Genomic DNA, 18,618 nt, shown 5'->3' with positions numbered 1-18,618 from the left:
AATATCCTTAGAAATCCACTTTCGCGGCCACCTTCAAGGTTCTCGGACCGCCCACGCCCAGGAAGCCGTTGCCGGCAGTGCTCCAGTAACTCTTGTCGGTGGCGTTATCCAGGACGGCCTGGAGCGTGGTTCGCTTGCCGGCGATCCTGGTGATGTAACGCGCACCGAGAGATACCGTGGTATAGCCGCCGATCGATGCCTGGTTCGCGTTATCTACCGGCCGTTCGCCGACGTAGAAAAGCCCGCCGCTCAATGCCAGACCCGGAACCTGCGGCAAGCGGTACTCGGCGAACAGGCTGGCGGTGCGGCGCGGGGTGTTTTCCGGCGTCCGGCCATAGGTCGCGGCGTTTGCCTGGTTCAATTGTTCGGCATCGAGGAACAGGGCCGAACCGATCAGTGACAGCTGCTTCGTCAGTTCGCCGGATGCCGCGAGCTCAAAGCCCTTGTACTGCGCCAGGCCGTTGAGCACGAAGCGGTTTGCCGAATCAATCGCCGTGGAGGGACGCTTGATGTCGAAGTAGGCTGCCTGAACCAGCACGCCCTGCGCGACTTCGGCCTTGACGCCGACTTCCTTTTGCTTCGCCACCGCCGGCGCGAGCAGCTCGCCGGCATTTGCGCGATTGGCCGGCGCCTGACCGCTCTCTTCCACGCCTTCGATATAGCTGGCATAAACGGACACGTTGGACATCGGCTTGAACATCAGTGCAAGGGCCGGATTGACATCGTCCGTCTCGTAGCGAGTGGTCGCGGTCGTGCTCTCGTATTGGCTCGAACGCACCCCCGCGGTGAGCTGCCAGCGCTCGCCAAGCGAAACCCGGTCCTGCACGTACCATCCGCGGTCCTTGATCGAGGACGGCGCCAGCACCGGAGCGACGGATGGGGACCGTGGCGCGATATCGACCGGACTGTAGAGGTTCTGGGCGACATCGAAGGAACCGTTGGAACGGGAATTCGCATCGCGGTCGTTGCGCGTGAAGCCGAGCGTGAGTTCATGCGTCATCCAGGAACCCGGAATCATGCCGAACAGCTCGGTACGATAGTTCGTGTTTTCCCACTCCTGTCCGCGATTGAAGAAGGTGCGCAGCGTGCCCGCGCCGGTGACCAGACTGTAGTTCTGGAACTGCGAGAAATTGCGGTCGCGTTCCGTCTTGGCATGACCCGCCTCGAACAGTACGCTCCAGGTATCGCTCAACCGATAATCGGTGCGCAAGAGAACATTGGTCGCCTCGGCGTCGTACTTTTGCCATTCTCCCGCCAGGTTGCGCTTCGCATCCGGTACCTGGGGCAAGGCGATGCGACCGCCGGACGCCGGCAGCAGGGCGATGGCGGCCTGCTCGGAAACGTCCTTGCGGTAGTGTTCCAGATCGAGCTTGAAGGAAAGATCCCGGGTGGCCTTCCAGTCGAGCGCGGCGGAAGCCAGCTGGCGGTCGCCCGAGTAGCGATCAATGCCGATGTCCTCGCGGCCCGTTACCAGGTTGATCCGCGCGCCGAACTGTTCCTGCTCGCCAAAACGGCGGCCGATATCGGCATGCGCGGTTGCCGCGCCGTACTGGTTCGCGCTGAGCGCAAAGCTGGTGACCGGCTCTTTGGTCGCGCGCTTGGTCACCAGATTGACAATGCCGGAGGGCGGCACGAAGCCGTAATACAGCGAAGACGCGCCCTTCAGCACCTCGACCCGCTCCTTGTTCTCGAGCGGAATGTCGATGAGGTTGATGATCGGAAGGCTGCCGTTCAGCCGGTAATTGCCCCGGTTTTCCACCAGGATGCCGCGGATGGCCACGTTGTCGTAGGTGGAGCCGCTCAACTGCGAGCGAGTCACGCCGGCGGTATTGCGCAGGGCGCCGAACAGGGTCGTGGCGGCCTGGGCGTCCAGGACCTCCCTTGTCACCACATTGCTGGTCTGCGGCACATCCAAGGGAGCCACGTCGCGGAAAGTGCCGACCTGTACGCTGTTTGTCTTGTAACTGCCGGATCTCTCCGCGGAAACAGTCACCGTGCCCAGCTCCTTTTCCCCTGCCGCTCCGGCTGTTTGCGCAGTTGCATGGGAAGAAGAAAAGGCAAGCGAAAGTGCACTTGCAAGCAGTGTCAGACGAGGGCGCATGTTATCCTTTTTTTGAATGTTAATCTAAATGCGAGTCATTATCGTTCCCGAATGATACTATGATTGGTATCATTCGTGAAAGTCCCGCACCACCATAGTGAAACAATGAAAAGGCCTCCCGGGCCGGATAACTCTCATGCGAAAGCTCTTCGTCCTGCTTCACCGCTATGCCGGTCTTGTACTAGGCTTGTTCCTGTTCGTCACCGGACTGACGGGCAGCGCGATCGTGTTCAGCAAGGCGATAGATACCGCATTGAATCCGGCACTGATGTTCATCCAGCCATCGGCGGACAGCAGGCTCCATCTCGAGGAAGGCCTGCAGAACGCGAGACGCGAAGTCCCGCAGCAGCGCGCGGCCTTCATCTACATGCCTCTCAATGCTGATGAACCGGCCCAGGTCGTCTTCCAACCCGGCGGCGCAAGAGTGCATGCCAACCCCTATACCGGCGAAGTGCTCGGCGTACGGCATCCGAACGAGTCGCTCACCGGATTCCTCATCGATCTACATGTTCACCTGCTCGCGGGCAAGACCGGCCAGAAGATCCAGGGCTGGATCGGCCTGGCAGCAATCCTTCTGACCGTCGTCGGCTTCGTCTTGTGGTGGCCGAAAACCGGCCGGTGGAACCAGGCGCTTTCGATCAAGTGGCGCGCCGGTGCATTCAGGGTGTGGTTCGACTGCCATCGGGTCGTCGGCGCGACGGCAGGAATCCTGATCGTGATCACGGCGCTCACCGGGTCGGCGCTGGCTCTCTATGACATGGTGACCGAGCCTGTCCTTGTTGCGCTGACCGGCAAGGGAACGCGCGAGCCGCCGCCGGCATCCCCGCCCGGCTCAGCCCCGAAGGCCTCGCTGGACAGCCTGATTGCCGAGGCGCGGAAAATGTATCCCGATGCCACGGTGACCCGCATCACGCTCCCGGCCAAGGAAAACGGCGCGGTGGGCGTGCGGATGCGACTGAACGGCGAAGTTCATCAGTTCGGACGTTCGTTCGTATGGTTCAGCCAGAGCGGCGGGGTTCTTCGCGTTGACAATGCCCTCGAAGCCCATCTTGCCGTGAAAATCCAAAGCTGGCTGTTTCCCCTGCACACCGGCTTTTATGGCGGCGCCGCGACCCAGTGGCTGCAGTTGTTCACCGGATTGGGACTTTCCTTCCTGTCCGCCTCGGGCATCTGGCTATGGTTGAAACGGACGCGGGCAAGAGCGGCGGCCAGGCTGCCCTCCGCAACGAGAGTGGCGTAAGCCCGGTTCGTGAACATCTTCTCGGCCGGGAAACGGTGCGCTAAAAGCTAAGTGGATTCCGGATACCGGGCAAGCCCGCAGGCGCCGGGAGCCTCGTCCGGCGGCTGCAAGCGCTGAGCGATCACCACTTTGGCGGCGGCTGCAAACGTCGGGGCGTCGAGGCGATAAGTACGGTAGGAAATCATGCTTCCGCTGTCCGGCCTGACCGCGCCGAAACCTTTCTTCGGTATCTCGCGCATGCCGAATGAACGTGCAAGTCCCGACGCCCTTTCATTCGAGTCCCGGGACTGCACATTGACGAACTCGATCTGCGGATTTTCAAGGAATAGCGCGTCGAAGGCCATCGCGGTCAGCAGCTTGGCCAATCCCCTGCCTTCCACATGGTCAAGCAGCGCATAGGCGAGATTGCATCCCTCACTGGCTTCAACGGCACGAATGTGCATGGCCCAGGCCGCGGCAACGACTTGGCCGTGCAAGCTGGCTGTAAAGCAGAATGGCGAAGTGGAAGTGGTATGCCAGCCGGCCTTGTTGACGGCGTCATGCCCCGGACCGATGACATCGGCGAAGCGCCTGGTGTTTGCCCAGACCAGTTCCTGCGTGCGCCTGGAAAACAGCCGCCGGGCCTCGAGGAAAAGCGGAAATTCATCAAATTGACCGACCGGCACCGGCGCCGGGTCGGAAGCGTTCCAACTGATGCGCATACGACTAAAGATTAAAAAAGGTAATCAAACTGCCTGAGATAGCAATCTTGTCGCAATGTTTAGCGACTGGCTATCGCACTTCCGGCGCGGCGCGGTTCTCGAACCGCCGGTTGTCATCGCCGATTGAGCTTGTGAGCCCAGCCTGAAACCCGCAGCACAATGAAAAAAGCCCGCAGTCCTTGAGGACGGTGCGGGCGAATCCAATTCAAGAAGAGTTGGAGGAGACAGGGCAATGTTAATGGTCTCTCGCAACATAGTCTGCTTTTAAAATGGAATAACAGATATGGGATTGCTGAATACCAACATGAAAAGCCAGGCCTGACCGCTTACCCTGCCCGGCTGACCTGAGCCGTCAGATGGGCGGAGTGCCGGATCACGAAATCCGCCATCGTGGTGACGGCGGGATTATGGTGTTCGGCATGCCAGACAAGATGAAGCTGCGCGGTGATGTCGTCGCGCCAGATTGGCTTGAAGACAATTTCCGGATAGGGAAGACCCATTGCCGATGCCGGCACGATGGCCAGTCCGAGTCCGCCCCTGACCAGCGAAAGAATCGTGTGCGTCTGGCCCAGCTGCTGGACATAACGGGGATGCACCTCGGAGGCGGCGAACAGGCCGGTCACGAGATCGAAAAAGTATTTTCCATCGTCCGGCGAATACATGATCATCGCTTCCTGATGGAGGTCGCCGGCGGCAATCCGTTTGCGCCTGGCCAGTCGATGTCCGCGCGGCAGGGCAAGCATCAGCGGCTCCCGCGCCAGCGGATACTGCTGGAGGCTTCCGTCCGTCGCGAGCGGCCGCACCAGGCCGATATCGATGGATCCCGAGGCAAGCGCCTCCATCTGATCCTTCGACACCATCTCCCTGAGCACGATATCGATGTTGGGCAGCCCTTCCTGTGCGGCTGAAATCAGTTTGGGAATCAGTTCATAGCCGGCAACGGCGGTAAAGCCGATGGTTACCCGCCCCGCTTCGCCCTTCTCAATCCGGCTCGCCAGCACCGCAGCCTGTTCCACATGCCGCAGGATGGATACGGCGTCCGCATAGAACACCTGGCCTGCGGCCGTCAGCCGCACGGCCCGGCTGGTGCGTTCCAGCAGCTTGACGGACAGCGCATGTTCCAGCAGCTGGATCTGCCGGCTCAGCGGCGGCTGGGTCATGAACAGCCGTGCAGCCGCGCGACCGAAATGCAGTTCTTCGGCGACCGTGACAAAACACCTGAGCTGGAAGAGTTCGAACATCGATACAAATCTTGAATTGATCAATACAGCATCTAGCTTAGACGAATATCGATGTCGCGCCTACACTTGCCTGCGTGGTTGTCCTTCAAGAGCAGGACTTCCGCTTGCTGGACACCAGCGAATGCTCCCCCTACCGGATACCGACCCATAGCCCCATAGCCATAGCCATAGCCGATCGCAAGGTAAATAATGAAGAGACTACCCATCCTGTTCGCCGCGAGCCTTCTTGCTCCCCTCGCCGCCCTGCCTTCGCTGACGCACGCGCAGACCTTTCCGGCGCGCCCCGTCACCCTGGTCGTACCCTTCGCGCCCGGCGGCGGCAGCGATACCGGCGCCCGCATCGTGGCGCAGAAGCTGACACAGCGCTGGGGCCAGACCGTGCTCGTTGAAAACAAGCCGGGCGCCGCCGGAATGATCGGCGCCGACTATGTCGCCCGCGCCAATCCCGATGGTTATACGCTGTTGATCGGCAATATCGGGACGCAGTCCATTAACCAGTCGCTGTACAAGAAGATTTCCTATAACGCCGAAACCGCATTCGCGCCGATCTCGCTGATTGCCGAATTGCCGCTGGTACTGGCCGTCAATCCTTCGGTGCCGGCGAAAACCGCCAGGGAGCTTGGCGCGCTTGCAAAGAGCAAACCCGGCGACCTCGCCTACAGCACCTCCGGCGCGGGCAGCGCGATGCATCTGGCGGCGGAATTATTCCAGGACGGTGCGGGAGTGAAGATGCTGCATGTGCCCTATAAGGGAGGCGGTCCCGCCGTGCAGGATCTGCTCGCGGGCCAGGTGTCGCTGTCCTTCCCCACGCTGCTCGAGGCCAGTTCGCACATCAAGTCCGGCAAACTGCGCGCCCTGGCAGTGACCGGAAGCAAGCGGTCTCCCGCCCTGCCCGATGTGCCGACCGTTGCCGAATCCTATCTACCCGGATTCAATTCCATTTCCTGGATCGGCGTACTCGCTCCGGCACGCACGCCGCCCCCCTTGATCGACAGGATTTCCCGCGACATCGCCGACGTCGTGAACATGCCGGAAGTGCGCGAGAAGCTGATCGGCCTCGGCGCGACCCCGATGGCCACCACGCCGGCCGAATTCCAGAAAATCATCGACGATGACCGCAGCCGTTACGCGAAGCTGATCAGGGAAAAAAGCATCAGCGCTGACTAAGAACGTCCATCAACACGACGATGGCAAGGAGTCACAACGCCGTGCCAATGCCAATGCCAATCTGTCCGGCATCGGCGGGCAGGTCAAGGTGAAACCGCTCCAAGCATGATCAGCCCCCCATGCATCGAACACACGGAAACGAAACAATGAAGAAGCGCATCTTGCAAAACGGCCGGCTGCTGCCGGCACTCGAAACTGCCTTGGCCGAGGAATACGATCTGCATCCCTTGTGGCGCGAGCCGGAACCGGCCGCCTACCTGCGTCAGCACGGCGCCTCTTTCGATGGCCTGGTCACGTCGGCTCCGGTCGGCGCCGACGCGGCGCTGCTGCAGGCGCTGCCGAACCTCAAGATCATCAGCAGTTTCGGTGTCGGTTTCGACAAGCTCGATCTGGACATGGCCAGGGAAAGAAAGATCCGGGTCGGCTACACGCCGAACGTGCTGAACGACTGCGTCGCCGATCTCGCCTTCGGCATGATGATCGATATCGCGCGCGGCATCGCTGCCGCGGACCGTTTCGTGCGCCGCGGCGACTGGCTCAATGCCAAATTTCCGATCGCGACGCGGATCAGCGGCAAGCGGCTGGGCATTGTCGGACTTGGCCGCATCGGCCAGGCGATTGCCAGGCGCGCCGGCGGCTTCGACATGGAAATTGCCTACACCAATCTCCAGCCGGTAGAAGGCTTCTCCTATCGGCACGAGCCTTCACTTGCCGGCCTTGCGGCATGGGCGGACTTTCTGGTTGTCTCGGTTGCGGGAGGCGCACAGACCCGCCACCTGATTTCGCGCGATGTGCTTGCCGCGCTTGGCCAGAAGGGCTTCCTCATCAATGTCTCGCGCGGAACCGTGGTCGATGAAGAAGCGCTGGTCGATGCGCTCGTCGGCAAGACCATTGCCGGCGCAGCGCTGGACGTATTCGCCAATGAACCTCATGTGCCCGCCCGACTACTTGAATGCGACAACGTACTGGTCCTTCCGCACATTGCCAGCGGCACCGCCGAGACCCGCGCCGCCATGGCCGATCTTGTGCTGTCGAACCTGCGTGCGCACTTTTCCGGAAAAGAACTGGTGACGCCGCTTGTGTGACCGCTCTAGTGGCTCAAATCGGGGACGCCTGACCGCCGGCGTCAGGCGTCGGCCATCGAGGAAGGACGGATGCCGAGGTGCAGCTGCATTCCATGAAAGAACCTGGTAATGCATGTAACTCTTTGTCGTGTGAGAGATTTTTCAGTCATCCACATTGCCTGTGGAAAACTTTGTGCATAACCGCCCCTTGACAAGAGGCAATGCCATATCTGACGCGGCTTTCATTAGATTGCCTTTTTCTTCAGCAATATGCTGAGGCGATATAAATCAATGACTTAGGAAAAATCAAGTCTTCCGCGCAGCGCGCTTGCGCATGAGGGTCGAAAAATTTTTCAACGTACCCGCGTGTGTACAAGTTCTACGATTCACTGTTTTGTCAAGAGGCTGTCTCCCGCCTTGTTTTCGGCCGGCCGTGCGGGCCATGCCGAAACATCTCCAGCGCAAACCTGAACCATCAGGTCCATTGCCGCATCCATATCTCATCCCGTGTTCCCTCCTGTGCGGTTGTGTAAGCACGGAAATGTCTGATATAAGGCTGAACTCGGCAATGATGTCGGGCGTGCCTGTTACGGCAGTTAAGCATTGCATATCATGACCAGAAAGACGCCATCCCTTTTTGCCGAATACTTTACTGAACGGACAACATGCTGAGCGGACATTATGAAATTCCGCTGGTGCTGGTTTCCATACTGGTCGCCATCTTTGCCTCCTATACCGCGCTCAGCCTGGCCGGACGAGTGAAGAATTCGCATGGGTTGAGCGCGCGGCTCTGGATCAGCGGCGGCGGGCTGGCGATGGGCACCGGCATCTGGGCCATGCACTTCATCGGCATGCTGGCTTTTCGTCTGCCCATCCCGATCGGCTATGACATACCGATCACGCTTCTTTCCCTGCTGCTTCCGGTTACCGTTTCCGGCATGGCCCTGTGGCAAGTCAGCCTGCCTAACCTGCGGCTGTCCGACCTTGCCATCAGTTCCGTACTGATGGGCGTCGGCATCAATGCGATGCATTACACCGGCATGGCTGCAATGAAAATGAATCCGGGGATCATCTATGATCCGCCGCTCTTCATCCTTTCCGTCGCAATTGCAATTATCGCCTCGGCGGGCGCGCTGTGGATCGCCTTCAAACTCCAGGACAACACGCCCAATGCCTGGAGGCTCCGGATCGGCGCCGCCGTCGTGATGGGGTTTGCGATCGTCGGCATGCATTACACCGGCATGGCCGCGGCGAGCTTTCCGCTCGGCAGCGTCTGCACGGCGGCATCGCGCGGCGTCAGCCAGGATGCGCTGGCCGTGCTGGTCATCATTGCGACCGTCGGCGTGCTGACCGTTGCACTGATGGCGTCCATCTACGATGCCCGTCTCGAATCGGGATCCCGCAATCTGGCCTTGTCGCAGGCAAAGGCCGAGGAGCGCCAGCGCATGCTGATGCTGGAGCGCGAGGCGCGCAGCCAGGCCGAGCGCATGAGCGAGATGAAAGACGAGTTTCTCGCCACGCTTTCCCATGAATTGCGCACGCCGCTCAATGCCATCCTCGGCTGGGCGCAGATCCTGCAACGGGGCGTCACCGACGAAGCGACCTTGCGCAAGGGCCTCGACACCATTGAGCGCAACGCCCATGCGCAGGCCCAGCTGATCGAAGACCTGCTCGACATGAGCAAGATCATTTCCGGCAAGGTCAGGCTGGAAATGAAATCCATCGATCCTGTCGGCTTCATCGAGGGCGCGATGGAAACCGTTCGGCCAGCGGCAATGGCAAAGAATATTCGGATGGAAAAATCGCTGGACAGGGATACCGGTCCGATCTATGGCGATCCGAACCGGCTGCAGCAGGTCATGTGGAACCTGTTGTCCAATGCCGTCAAATTCACCCCCGGCGGAGGCACGGTCCGGCTAGAGATGGAAAAGCATGACCGCGGCATCCGTATCCGTGTCAGCGATTCGGGCATCGGCATCAGTCCGGATTTCCTGCCTTATGTCTTCGATCGTTTTCGCCAGGCGGACGCCTCGACCACGCGCCGTTACGGCGGCCTCGGCCTCGGACTGTCGATCGCGCGCCAGCTGGTGGAGCTGCAAGGGGGAACGATCGAGGTGGCCAGTGCCGGTGAAAACATGGGAACCACTTTCACCATCCATCTCCCTCTGATAGAGGCACAACCCGAACCGCTGATGCTCATGACCACCCGGGATCGGACAAATGCCGCACCGGCACTGCTTGATGCAGTCGATCTCTCTGCCATCAAGGTGCTGGTAGTGGATGATGAACCCGATGCGCGGGACCTGGTCGAGCACATTCTTTCCCGGAACGGCGCCAGCGTCATTACCGCTGCAAACGCATTCAAGGCGCTGGCGCTGGTGGAAGATGTCCGGCCCGACGTCATCGTCAGCGACATCGGCATGCCCGATATGGATGGCTATGAATTCATGCGCCAGGTCAGAATGCTGAGCGAGGCGCGGGGCGGCAATGTGCCGGCGCTCGCACTGACCGCCTTTACACGGTCCGATGACCGGATGCGCGCATTGCGGGCCGGATTCAACAGCTACATGTCCAAGCCGGTCGAACCTCCGGCATTGCTTGCCGCCGTAGCGAGCCTGAACCGCAAGGTGGCGGAACCCACCAGCAAATGACGAATAGCCAACGACATGAATTCGTAACTGCATACCGCATAGGCGAATTCGCCTCGTCATCGTTATTGCCCTCGGGACCGCTGCAGATCCTGTCGGCAACGGCATGCTGCAGTGCCGGCGGCAATCCGGCCGGGATCGGCAGGCAGGTCAGGGTGAAAACGGTCCAACCACGCAACGTGTCCTGGAAGACAGCGAGTTGACGCACGACAACTTGAACAGGATTACTTCCTATACCATCGAACTCCGTGACGATGAGGCAAGTCGAACCGGATTCGAGATATAACGGAAGCGTGCTTTTCAGATGGAATGCATACAAGTATTTGATGTCAGTATCGCCGAGCATGCTGCCGACTCCGTCTTCATCACTGACACCTCGGCACGCATCATTTACCAGAATCCCGAAGCAAGAAGAGTATTCCGCTTTCCTGATGAGGAATTGTTCGGACGCTCCATTGTTGAATCCCTGCATCATCACTATCCCGATGGCCGTCCCGTTCCGTTGGAGCAGTGCAAGGTTTATCGGGCTGCGGTCCTCGGGGAATCCGCACGGGATTTCATCTGGCAGTTCATCGGCAGAGATGGCGCCAGCGTGCACGCATCCTGCACCGTGTCGCCATTTTTCTGCGAAGGCAAGCGGGTTGGCGCCATTCTCTTCGCTACCGACATCACCGCCCGCCGCAAAGCCGAACAGGAAGCGGCACGCAACGCCGAAAAACTTCAGCTGGCAATGGAAGCCGCGGAAATTGCCATGTTCGATCATGTCGTCGGTGAGCGGCATCTCGCCTGGTCGCCCAAGCTCAAGGAAATGTTCGGCCTGCCGGCCGATACCGTGGTCACGCTCGATACCTTCTATGCCGGCATCCACCCGGATGATGTCGAAGAAGTGCGGCGGCTCATTCTCGAATCGGCACGGCCGGGCATCGACGGACGATTTCAGTATGAGTTCCGCACCATCGGCCAGCTTGACGGCAAGGAACGCTGGATCTCGGTCCGCGGACAAACGCATTTCGACGGGAACGGACAGGCGGTGCGGCGTGTCGGCGTCGCCGTCGACATCACCCAGCGCCGCGAAGCCGAGCGGCGCATACAGGAGGCTGCGCAGCACGACAGCCTGACCGGACTGCCCAACCGCGCCTTGCTTTATGAATACTGCACGCACCTGTTCGCGCAGGCCGATCGTCTCCATGCCGACTGCGCCGTACTGTTCATCGACCTGGACAGGTTCAAGCCCATCAACGATCTTTACGGCCATGATGTCGGCGACAAGGTGCTGCAGGAAGTGGCGCGCCGGCTGCTGCAATGCACGCGCAAGGAAGACATCGTCAGCAGGCTGGGCGGCGACGAATTCATCGTCGTCCTGCCGCGGGTGCAGGGCAAGGAAGACTCCGAAACCGTGGCGCTGCATATTCTTGAGAGCATCCGCAAGACCATGCATTTCAATGGCCTGCAGATCAGCGTTTCACCGTCGATCGGCATCAGCCTGTATCGAAAGGATGCGGCTTCCATCTCCGAACTGATCCGGTATGCGGACCTGGCCATGTATGCCGCCAAGCGTGCCGGGCGGGATACCTTCAGGCACTTCATCACCGACTACCTGCATCTGGCAGAAGACCGGGTCGAACTCGAACAGCGCCTGAAGGATGCGCTGCGCTCCGGGACTCTCAAGCTGCTCTACCAGCCGGTCATCGATATCGGCACCGGCAAGCCGGTCGGCGCGGAAGCCTTCATCCGGCTGCCGGACAACAATGGCCACCTCGTCAGCCCGGATCGTTTCATTCCGATTGCGGAGTCGGCCGGCCTGATCGACGAGGTCGGATTCTGGGTGGTGAGCGAAGCCTGCCGGCAACAGCAGCGCTGGCGGGACAGCGGGCTGAGCGTATCCAGCATGTCGATCAACGTGTCCGCTTCGCAGTTCAGACATCCGGAATTCGCAATGCGCTTCATTGCCGCCATTGACGAATACGGGATCGAACCGGGCTGGATGGAAATCGAATTGACCGAAAGCGCACTCATGGAAAATATCCCCGACGCCATCAGCAAGCTTGACCAGCTGAAAGCCCGTGGCATACGCATCGCCCTGGATGATTTCGGCACCGGATATTCCAATCTCGGCCATCTCACAAGCCTGCCCCTGGACAAGCTCAAGATCGACCGCTCCTTTACCGACAACCTCGAAACCAATGAAAGCGGCAAATCCATCGCCGACACGATACTGGGCATCGGGCGCGCGCTTGACTTGCAGGTGGTCGGCGAAGGCATTGAATCCGAGGAAGCAATGAATTACCTGCGCGACCATGGATGCAACCAGGTGCAGGGGCATCTGTTCAGCAAGCCTCTTGCGGCGCCGGAATTCGAATCGTGGTATCGCTCGCGGCTCGGTCTTTACCACTGACATGTTGCCGCATATTGCAGGCCAGGCCTTTTCCCGATCAGCTCATCATTGCATGAAGTGAAAAAACAGCACCATAAATCAAAGCCGGAAACTTCATACCGCCGTCAACACAATGGCACAGGATACGAAGCGCAGGATATTAACCAACAGTTGGTCGAAAACTCCATCGATGTTCTCTGCGCCCTCAATGCCACGGGAGAAATTCAACGTATCAACACGGCATGCCTGCAAATGTGGGGCTACCAGTCCGAAGAATTGCAACAATGCCGGCTCTCCGACCTGGTGCACGCCGAGGAACGCAAGGCCGTCGAACAGGCGATGCTGAGCCTGCAGCGGAACGCGCCGTGCGAGACATCGCATGTCACGCTGCAGGCAAGGTTCCTGCGCAAGGGCGGGCAGCCCGTTCCGACCTTGCTGCGGGCAAGGTGGTCCGAATCCGACAAGACGTATTACTGCGTCGCCCATGAAGTTTCCCGCCATGAACCGGTCTGGGGGCGACATCCGGCGACACAGGCCGATGAGGCGCATGAGCGCCTGCGGTCGCTGTTCGAATACCATCCCGACGGCGTGTTCGCCTTCAATCTCGAAGGCGCGCTGATTGCCGCCAACCCGGCATTCTCCGCGCTGACCGGTTATGCGCATGATGAACTGCTGTCCATGCGCTACCAGACCCTGGTCTCGCCGGAAAGCCGCAAAATGGCCAAGGAGCGCTTCATCGCCGCGAGCAAAGGACATGCTTCATCCTTCGAAAGCGCCGGTCTGCGCAAGGATGGCACCCGATATGACGCCGCGTTGACTGCCATACCGATGATGGTCGGCAGCAGGATCGTCGGTGTTCACGGTATTGCGCGGGATATCACCCAGCTCAAGAGCCGCGAACGCTATATCGAGCGCCTTGCCACTCACGACAGTCTGACAGGCCTGCCAAACAGGAACCTGCTCGACGACAGGATCAAGCATGCGGTGGTGCAGGCGGAACGTTCGGGGCGCCGGGTTGCCGTCCTGTTTATCGATCTGAACCGCTTCAAGGTGGTCAATGACAGCCTGGGACACGACAAGGGCGACATCCTCTTGTGCATCATCGCGGACCGCCTCAGGCAGTGCGTGCGTGAAGCCGACACGGTGGCCCGCATCGGCGGCGACGAGTTTGCCATCGTGCTGGAGGAAGTCTCGATGCCGGAAAGCGTCATCACGATCGCCAAGCACGTGCTTGCCGCCATTGAGCGCCCCGTCAGGCTGGAGGGACATCAGCTCGTCGTGTCGGGAAGCGTTGGCTGCAGTCTTTTTCCGAAGGACGGAAGCGATGCGGCGGCGCTGCTGCACAATGCCGATCTGGCAATGTACGAAGCCAAGGCCGCCGGCGGCGGCGCCCTGCGGCTCTACAAGGCCGACATGGATGAACGGGCCAAGTCCCGCCTCACCCATGAACACGATCTGCGCCGCGCGCTGGAGCAGGATGAACTGGTCGTCTATTACCAGCCTCGCGTCGACATCAGCAGCAAGGCCATTGTCGGAGCAGAGGCGCTGGTGCGCTGGATTCATCCGGAACGCGGTCTCGTTCCTCCGAACGAGTTCATTCCCCTTGCCGAGGAAATCGGCCTGATCAGCCAGCTGGGGGAATGGGTGCTGATGCAGGCCTGCAAGCAGAATCGAAGCTGGCAGAAAGCCGGCCTGCCGCCGCTCAAGGTCTCGGTGAACCTGTCGCCGCTGCAGCTCGATCCGGACTCCACCATTACCGAGGCGGTGATGCAGGCGCTGGAGAGAACCGGGCTGGATGCAAAATGGCTGGAACTGGAAATCACGGAGACGAGCCTGATGCAGAACGTGGAATCCACCCTGACCAAGCTCGAAGAAATAAGGAATGCCGGCGTCTCGATTTCCATTGATGACTTCGGAACCGGCTACTCGTCACTCAGCTATCTCAGGCGCCTTCCGGTCAACGGCCTCAAGATCGATCAATCCTTCATCCGCGACATTACGGCGAGCCGTGACGATGAAGCGATTGTTGCCGCCACCATTGCGCTGGCCCACACCATGAACCTGACCGTGGTGGCGGAGGGAGTGACAACGGAAGAGCAGATCAGGTTCTTGCATGCCAATGAATGCGATGAAGTGCAAGGCTTCCTGTTCGGCGCTGCGGTTCCACCGGAGGAACTGGGGCAATTGCTCATGCAGGCGCCCCATAGCCGGCGTACGGTGCATTAGGCTGAGTTTGATAAGCTGCTGCGCGATCCGGATTGGCGCCTGCGGTGCTCGGCGTGCTCGGCGTACCCTGCGTACGCATGCGCTCCCCGGCGCCCATCCGAACCGCTCGCAACGCTTATCAAACTCAGCCTACAGCGGCTTGCCCTCCTCGCCCTCGGTATTCTCGGGTGTTTCCCCGGCTGCCTTCAAGACCAGTACATAGTCGTCCAGCAAGTCGATGCCCGGTGGCTGCCCGGCCGGATCAGGTTCCGCAACTTTCTTGCGTACCGAGAACGAAAGATCGGCCATATCGTATTTGCCTGTAAGACCGGGGCCGAGGATCTGCTTGATGTCTTTATTCGATCTCACGTTCACTTACCTCCTGTGGGCAGACGGAAACCGTCCATCTCCAGTATCCGCCCTTGCTGGCGCGCACCCAAGCGGAATCAAGCGTTTGATTGACGGAAGTAAATGAGTGTCGGCAATTCGTCCATCCGGTTGAGAAACGTCAAGTATTGCCCGGCTTCATGCAATTGGAGGCCTGAAACAGCATTTCGCGTTCAGCCCGGGCCTTGAAGCTAAAATAGCAAGCATGTCCTCCATTTACATTCCGGCCGCTGCATCTCAGCTGCAACGGTATTTCAGCGTCTCCCCTTCCGATTTCAGCGTCGGCAACGAAGTCGCGCCCGGCGACATGGCGCCGATGATCCGCGTGCCGCAACCCGGCGCCGCGCTCGGCGACAGGGCTTGCTCCCAGGCGATGTTCGGTATTGTTCCCCATTGGGCCGAAATGAAAATCACGAGCCAGACTTTCAGCGTGCGCAGCGAAGCGCCCGAAAGCAAGCCGGTGTTTCGCAATGCCTTCAAGCGAGGCCGCTTCTGCCTCATTCCGGCGGAATCCTTCTTCGAAGCTTCCTATGAGCATGGCGCGCGCAAGATGCGCTACGAGGTGGCGCATGCGGACGGCAGCCCGATGGCGATGGCAGGGCTCTGGGAATTCAGGCCGGCGACGGATGAGGCCGGACCGCTGCTGTCCATGTCCATGTTCACCATCAATGCCGACGAGCATCCGCTGATGCATCGTTTCGGCCGCCCGGGGGATGAAAAGCGCATGCCGGTGCTGATCGATGCTTCCCTTTACGATGAATGGCTGCATTGCCCCGTGGAGGAAGCGGAGTCCTTCTTCCGGCAGTATCCGGCGGAGCGCCTGATCGCCAGGCCCAGCCCGAAGGCCAGGAAAAAGGCGGGCCAGCCTTCGCTGCCGTTTATTTGAAAGGAACATGACGGCACCATGCTGACGGGCAGCAAGGCAAGAGCAGCGGGCAGCAGGCAGACCGCGATGTCATTCCGGCATGCGATTTTTTCAATATCCGCCCCGCCGCACCGCGCAAGCCATGACGAACTGTCAAGCAATCCGCCTCTTTTTGCACGCGCCCCGTGCCGCCCGGGGCCAATACCTGCTACCCTGACAAACTCTGTTACCCGATCCTGATAACCCGATCCCCGCAGTATGTCTTATCTTCCGCTGATCCTTCCGCTGCTCTTTATCGTCGCGCTTGCCCTGATGCTGAAACACTTCCTTGCCTCGCTGGCATGGGCGGGCTTGCTTGCAGTGATTACCTGGCCTTTGCACGAGGCCTTGCTGCGGCGCGGCTGGACTCGGGCCGCCAGCGCCACCGCGTTGCTCGGAGGCCTCATCCTGCTGTTCGCCGGTCCCTCGCTGTTCGTTCTCAACGCCTTGAGCGGCGAACTGGCCGCGGTCGAACGCTTCATCGGAAGACAAAATACCGCCGGCATTCCGGTACCCGGATGGATATCGCAGTTGCCGGTGATCGGCACCCATGCGGTCGAATGGTGGGGCAAGCACCTGGAAACGCCGGGCAGCCTGGAGGCGCTGATCCGCTCCACCGTGGGCGGCATGGTGCCGCAATTGTCGGCTGCGGCCAGTGCCGTCGGTTCCACCCTGCTGGCCAATGCGCTCTACATGTTCCTGGCGCTGCTGACATTGTTCATCCTTTACCTGCATGGCAATGCGGTGCGCCACTATGTCGACAGCGCCGGCATGCGCCTGCTGCCAGCCCACTATCCGGCGCTGGCACGGCTGTTTCCGCTTTCGGTGCGCGGCACGGCGCTCGGCTTGTGTTCGGTTGCGCTGCTCGAAGGCGTGGTGCTCGGCGTGGCCTATTACATCGCCGGCGCGCCTTTCCCGGCGCTGCTGGGCGTGATCACCGGATACATGGCCCTGATTCCCGGCGGCGCGCCGCTGTCGTTCACGCTGGTGTCGCTGCTTCTGCTCGGCAAGGGGCAGGCGACGGCGGCGCTCGGCCTGTTCTGCTGGGGTGCGTTCGAGCTGTTCCTGGTGGACAAGTTCGTACGGCCGAAACTGATCGGCAGCCGGGTGGAACTGCCCTTCCTCGCGGTGCTGTTCGGCCTCCTCGGCGGCGTCTCCACGCTCGGCGTGCTTGGCCTGTTCATCGGCCCGTTCATGATGGCCGTGCTGTTCTGGTGGCTGCGCAACCTGCCGAGCACGCCGATGCTCAAGAATTCCAGCAACGAGCAAGGCAAGGCGGACGATCACCGCGAAGCGGCGTAGACCGCTCCTTGAGCCTTTACGGCAGCAGCGGCTCGTTCCTCGCCCGCTTCTGCTCGATGGTGGAAACCATCCGCGGAATCGCCTGCAGGCGCTCCCGGAACCCGGGATGCAACACCGCGTAGCTATTGACCGGCAACTGGGCGGCGGGCACGGCGGAAGCAGCCTGTGCCATGCGCTCCCAGAAAGGACCATAAGCCCGGATGTCGTAGCCGCTGCGTGCCAGCATGTACAGCGCCAGGCGGTCGGCCTGTACGTCCACGGCGGCGGCATAGGGCTTGATCTGGATCGGGGCGGCACTGGCCGCCGTGCCGGTTTTCAGGAAACGGTACTGGTCGATCAGCGAGGCGGCGGCATTGCGGTCGCCTGCGGCCAGCAGATTGCGCGCGAATTCGCCGGCCATCACATACGCCAGTTCGGTTTCCGAGCTGACGAAAGCCAGCATGCCGCGGGTCACCATCACCCGGTAACCGTCCGCGTAGCTGCCGATCTCTTCCGAATCGCCGAGTTCGATGCCGAACGCGCAAGCCTCGGTCAGCGGCACGTCCAGCGCCGCCGCCTGGCCCTGGCGGTCCACGCCCAGCCTGACCTGCTGCTTGCCGCGCGTTTCCGAAATGATCAGCACCGATGCCTCGCGCTCGGCCTGCGGGCCGGAAGGCACCGGCTGGCCGTTGAATTCGAGCAGGATATCGCCGCGCTGAAGTCCCGCGCTCTGCGCGCCGCTGCCCGGCAACACCTGGATTACCTGCAGCCGATCATCGAGTCCGAGCGCGGCCGCCGCGGTATCGGCGAACTGGCTGGTATAGGAAAATCTGTTCTTGGCGGTAAAGCCGAGAATGCGGCGGGCGTTGTTGGGGCAGAGTTCGACGTTGCGTATCATCAGCTTGCCGGCCACGTCATACAGGCGGTTATGGTCGGCGACCCAGCCCCGCAGGCGGTCGATGTCCTGCTGAGACACGACCGGCGCATCGGGCAGCGGCCTGATGCCGTCATCGCGCGGCGCGCCGAGATCAACCGAATAGGTTACCGGTTCTTCTTTCTGCACCTGGGGCGGCGGCACCGGAACCGGCGCTGGCGTAATTGCGGGCCGCGCCGGCGGAACCGGCGTATAGAGAGGAACGCGCGCCGCGCATCCGGCAAATCCGGCGGCAAGGGACAGGATAAGCGTCAGGTTGCCTGCAAGACGCACGCCTTGCAGCCCGGATTGATTCCTACGGTTCATCAGTTCGCCTTTCATTCTTATTGGTGTCGGTTGCCATGCTTGCATCGGCTGCATGCCTTGCGCGC

13 protein-coding genes are annotated in these 18,618 nt (G+C 60.8%); 8 read left to right on the top strand and 5 right to left on the bottom strand.

Annotation, left to right across the window (positions count from 1 at the left end; translation table 11 throughout):
* Positions 1 to 7: 7 nt before the first annotated feature.
* Positions 8 to 1,993: a TonB-dependent siderophore receptor gene (locus tag FH061_RS26950; RefSeq protein WP_225984913.1), complete on the bottom strand. Its 1,986-nt coding sequence runs from the start codon at positions 1,991 to 1,993 to the stop codon at positions 8 to 10.
* A gap of 244 nt (positions 1,994 to 2,237) precedes the next feature.
* On the opposite strand from FH061_RS26950, the gene FH061_RS26945 reads away from it, so the two are divergent.
* On the top strand, positions 2,238 to 3,341 hold the full coding sequence (locus FH061_RS26945; RefSeq protein WP_151638926.1) for a PepSY-associated TM helix domain-containing protein: 1,104 nt from the start codon (positions 2,238 to 2,240) through the stop codon (positions 3,339 to 3,341).
* A gap of 47 nt (positions 3,342 to 3,388) precedes the next feature.
* On the opposite strand, the gene FH061_RS26940 is transcribed toward FH061_RS26945, so the two are convergent.
* Complete coding sequence (locus FH061_RS26940; RefSeq protein ID WP_151638925.1) at positions 3,389 to 4,042, bottom strand: hypothetical protein; 654 nt, start codon at positions 4,040 to 4,042, stop codon at positions 3,389 to 3,391.
* Between the two features lie 326 nt (positions 4,043 to 4,368).
* Positions 4,369 to 5,283: a LysR family transcriptional regulator gene (locus FH061_RS26935; RefSeq protein ID WP_151638924.1), complete on the bottom strand. Its 915-nt coding sequence runs from the start codon at positions 5,281 to 5,283 to the stop codon at positions 4,369 to 4,371.
* 189 nt (positions 5,284 to 5,472) lie between these two features.
* Here FH061_RS26935 and FH061_RS26930 point away from each other — a divergent pair, with 189 nt between their 5' ends.
* From FH061_RS26930 to FH061_RS26910, 5 genes are all read left to right on the top strand, one after another.
* Entirely contained in the window at positions 5,473 to 6,450 is a 978-nt protein-coding gene (locus FH061_RS26930; protein WP_151638923.1) for a Bug family tripartite tricarboxylate transporter substrate binding protein, read from the top strand.
* A gap of 146 nt (positions 6,451 to 6,596) precedes the next feature.
* Positions 6,597 to 7,535 (top strand): 2-hydroxyacid dehydrogenase, encoded by a 939-nt coding sequence (locus FH061_RS26925; protein ID WP_151638922.1) that lies wholly within the window; start codon positions 6,597 to 6,599, stop codon positions 7,533 to 7,535.
* A 644-nt stretch (positions 7,536 to 8,179) separates the two neighbouring features.
* On the top strand, positions 8,180 to 10,165 hold the full coding sequence (locus tag FH061_RS26920; protein ID WP_151638921.1) for an MHYT domain-containing protein: 1,986 nt from the start codon (positions 8,180 to 8,182) through the stop codon (positions 10,163 to 10,165).
* A 301-nt stretch (positions 10,166 to 10,466) separates the two neighbouring features.
* Positions 10,467 to 12,557, top strand: a complete 2,091-nt coding sequence (locus FH061_RS26915) for a putative bifunctional diguanylate cyclase/phosphodiesterase (RefSeq protein WP_151638920.1) — start codon at positions 10,467 to 10,469, stop codon at positions 12,555 to 12,557.
* A 150-nt stretch (positions 12,558 to 12,707) separates the two neighbouring features.
* Complete coding sequence (locus tag FH061_RS26910) at positions 12,708 to 14,762, top strand: sensor domain-containing protein (protein ID WP_151638919.1); 2,055 nt, start codon at positions 12,708 to 12,710, stop codon at positions 14,760 to 14,762.
* Positions 14,763 to 14,891: 129 nt separating this feature from the next.
* Here FH061_RS26910 and FH061_RS26905 read toward each other — a convergent pair whose 3' ends face one another.
* Positions 14,892 to 15,110 (bottom strand): hypothetical protein, encoded by a 219-nt coding sequence (locus FH061_RS26905; RefSeq protein WP_151638918.1) that lies wholly within the window; start codon positions 15,108 to 15,110, stop codon positions 14,892 to 14,894.
* 223 nt (positions 15,111 to 15,333) lie between these two features.
* On the opposite strand from FH061_RS26905, the gene FH061_RS26900 reads away from it, so the two are divergent.
* Entirely contained in the window at positions 15,334 to 16,014 is a 681-nt protein-coding gene (locus tag FH061_RS26900; RefSeq protein WP_151638917.1) for an SOS response-associated peptidase, read from the top strand.
* 237 nt (positions 16,015 to 16,251) lie between these two features.
* The gene (locus tag FH061_RS26895; RefSeq protein ID WP_151638916.1) at positions 16,252 to 17,334 is read left to right on the top strand and encodes an AI-2E family transporter; all 1,083 of its coding nucleotides are present in this window, start codon (positions 16,252 to 16,254) and stop codon (positions 17,332 to 17,334) included.
* Positions 17,335 to 17,350: 16 nt separating this feature from the next.
* Here the strand turns inward: FH061_RS26895 and FH061_RS26890 are convergent, their stop codons facing one another.
* Positions 17,351 to 18,553, bottom strand: a complete 1,203-nt coding sequence (locus FH061_RS26890) for a M48 family metallopeptidase (protein WP_192805273.1) — start codon at positions 18,551 to 18,553, stop codon at positions 17,351 to 17,353.
* Positions 18,554 to 18,618 lie beyond the last annotated feature (65 nt).

The organism is Noviherbaspirillum aerium, assembly GCF_008929045.1.
Taxonomy (GTDB): Bacteria; Pseudomonadota; Gammaproteobacteria; order Burkholderiales; family Burkholderiaceae_D; genus Noviherbaspirillum; species Noviherbaspirillum aerium.
The sequence above is the reverse complement of the archived record's forward strand: the minus strand, read 5'-3'. Positions and strand labels throughout refer to the sequence as shown.

Excerpts from the sequence above, each read along its gene's own strand:
- FH061_RS26890 (WP_192805273.1), bottom strand. The coding sequence starts at position 18,553 with ATGAACCGTAGGAATCAATCCGGGCTGCAAGGCGTGCGTCTTGCAGGC.
- FH061_RS26920 (WP_151638921.1), top strand. The coding sequence starts at position 8,180 with ATGCTGAGCGGACATTATGAAATTCCGCTGGTGCTGGTTTCCATACTG.
- FH061_RS26935 (WP_151638924.1), bottom strand. The coding sequence starts at position 5,283 with ATGTTCGAACTCTTCCAGCTCAGGTGTTTTGTCACGGTCGCCGAAGAA.
- FH061_RS26915 (WP_151638920.1), top strand. The coding sequence starts at position 10,467 with ATGGAATGCATACAAGTATTTGATGTCAGTATCGCCGAGCATGCTGCC.
- FH061_RS26940 (WP_151638925.1), bottom strand. The coding sequence starts at position 4,042 with ATGCGCATCAGTTGGAACGCTTCCGACCCGGCGCCGGTGCCGGTCGGT.
- FH061_RS26925 (WP_151638922.1), top strand. The coding sequence starts at position 6,597 with ATGAAGAAGCGCATCTTGCAAAACGGCCGGCTGCTGCCGGCACTCGAA.
- FH061_RS26900 (WP_151638917.1), top strand. The coding sequence starts at position 15,334 with ATGTCCTCCATTTACATTCCGGCCGCTGCATCTCAGCTGCAACGGTAT.
- FH061_RS26895 (WP_151638916.1), top strand. The coding sequence starts at position 16,252 with ATGTCTTATCTTCCGCTGATCCTTCCGCTGCTCTTTATCGTCGCGCTT.
- FH061_RS26930 (WP_151638923.1), top strand. The coding sequence starts at position 5,473 with ATGAAGAGACTACCCATCCTGTTCGCCGCGAGCCTTCTTGCTCCCCTC.
- FH061_RS26945 (WP_151638926.1), top strand. The coding sequence starts at position 2,238 with ATGCGAAAGCTCTTCGTCCTGCTTCACCGCTATGCCGGTCTTGTACTA.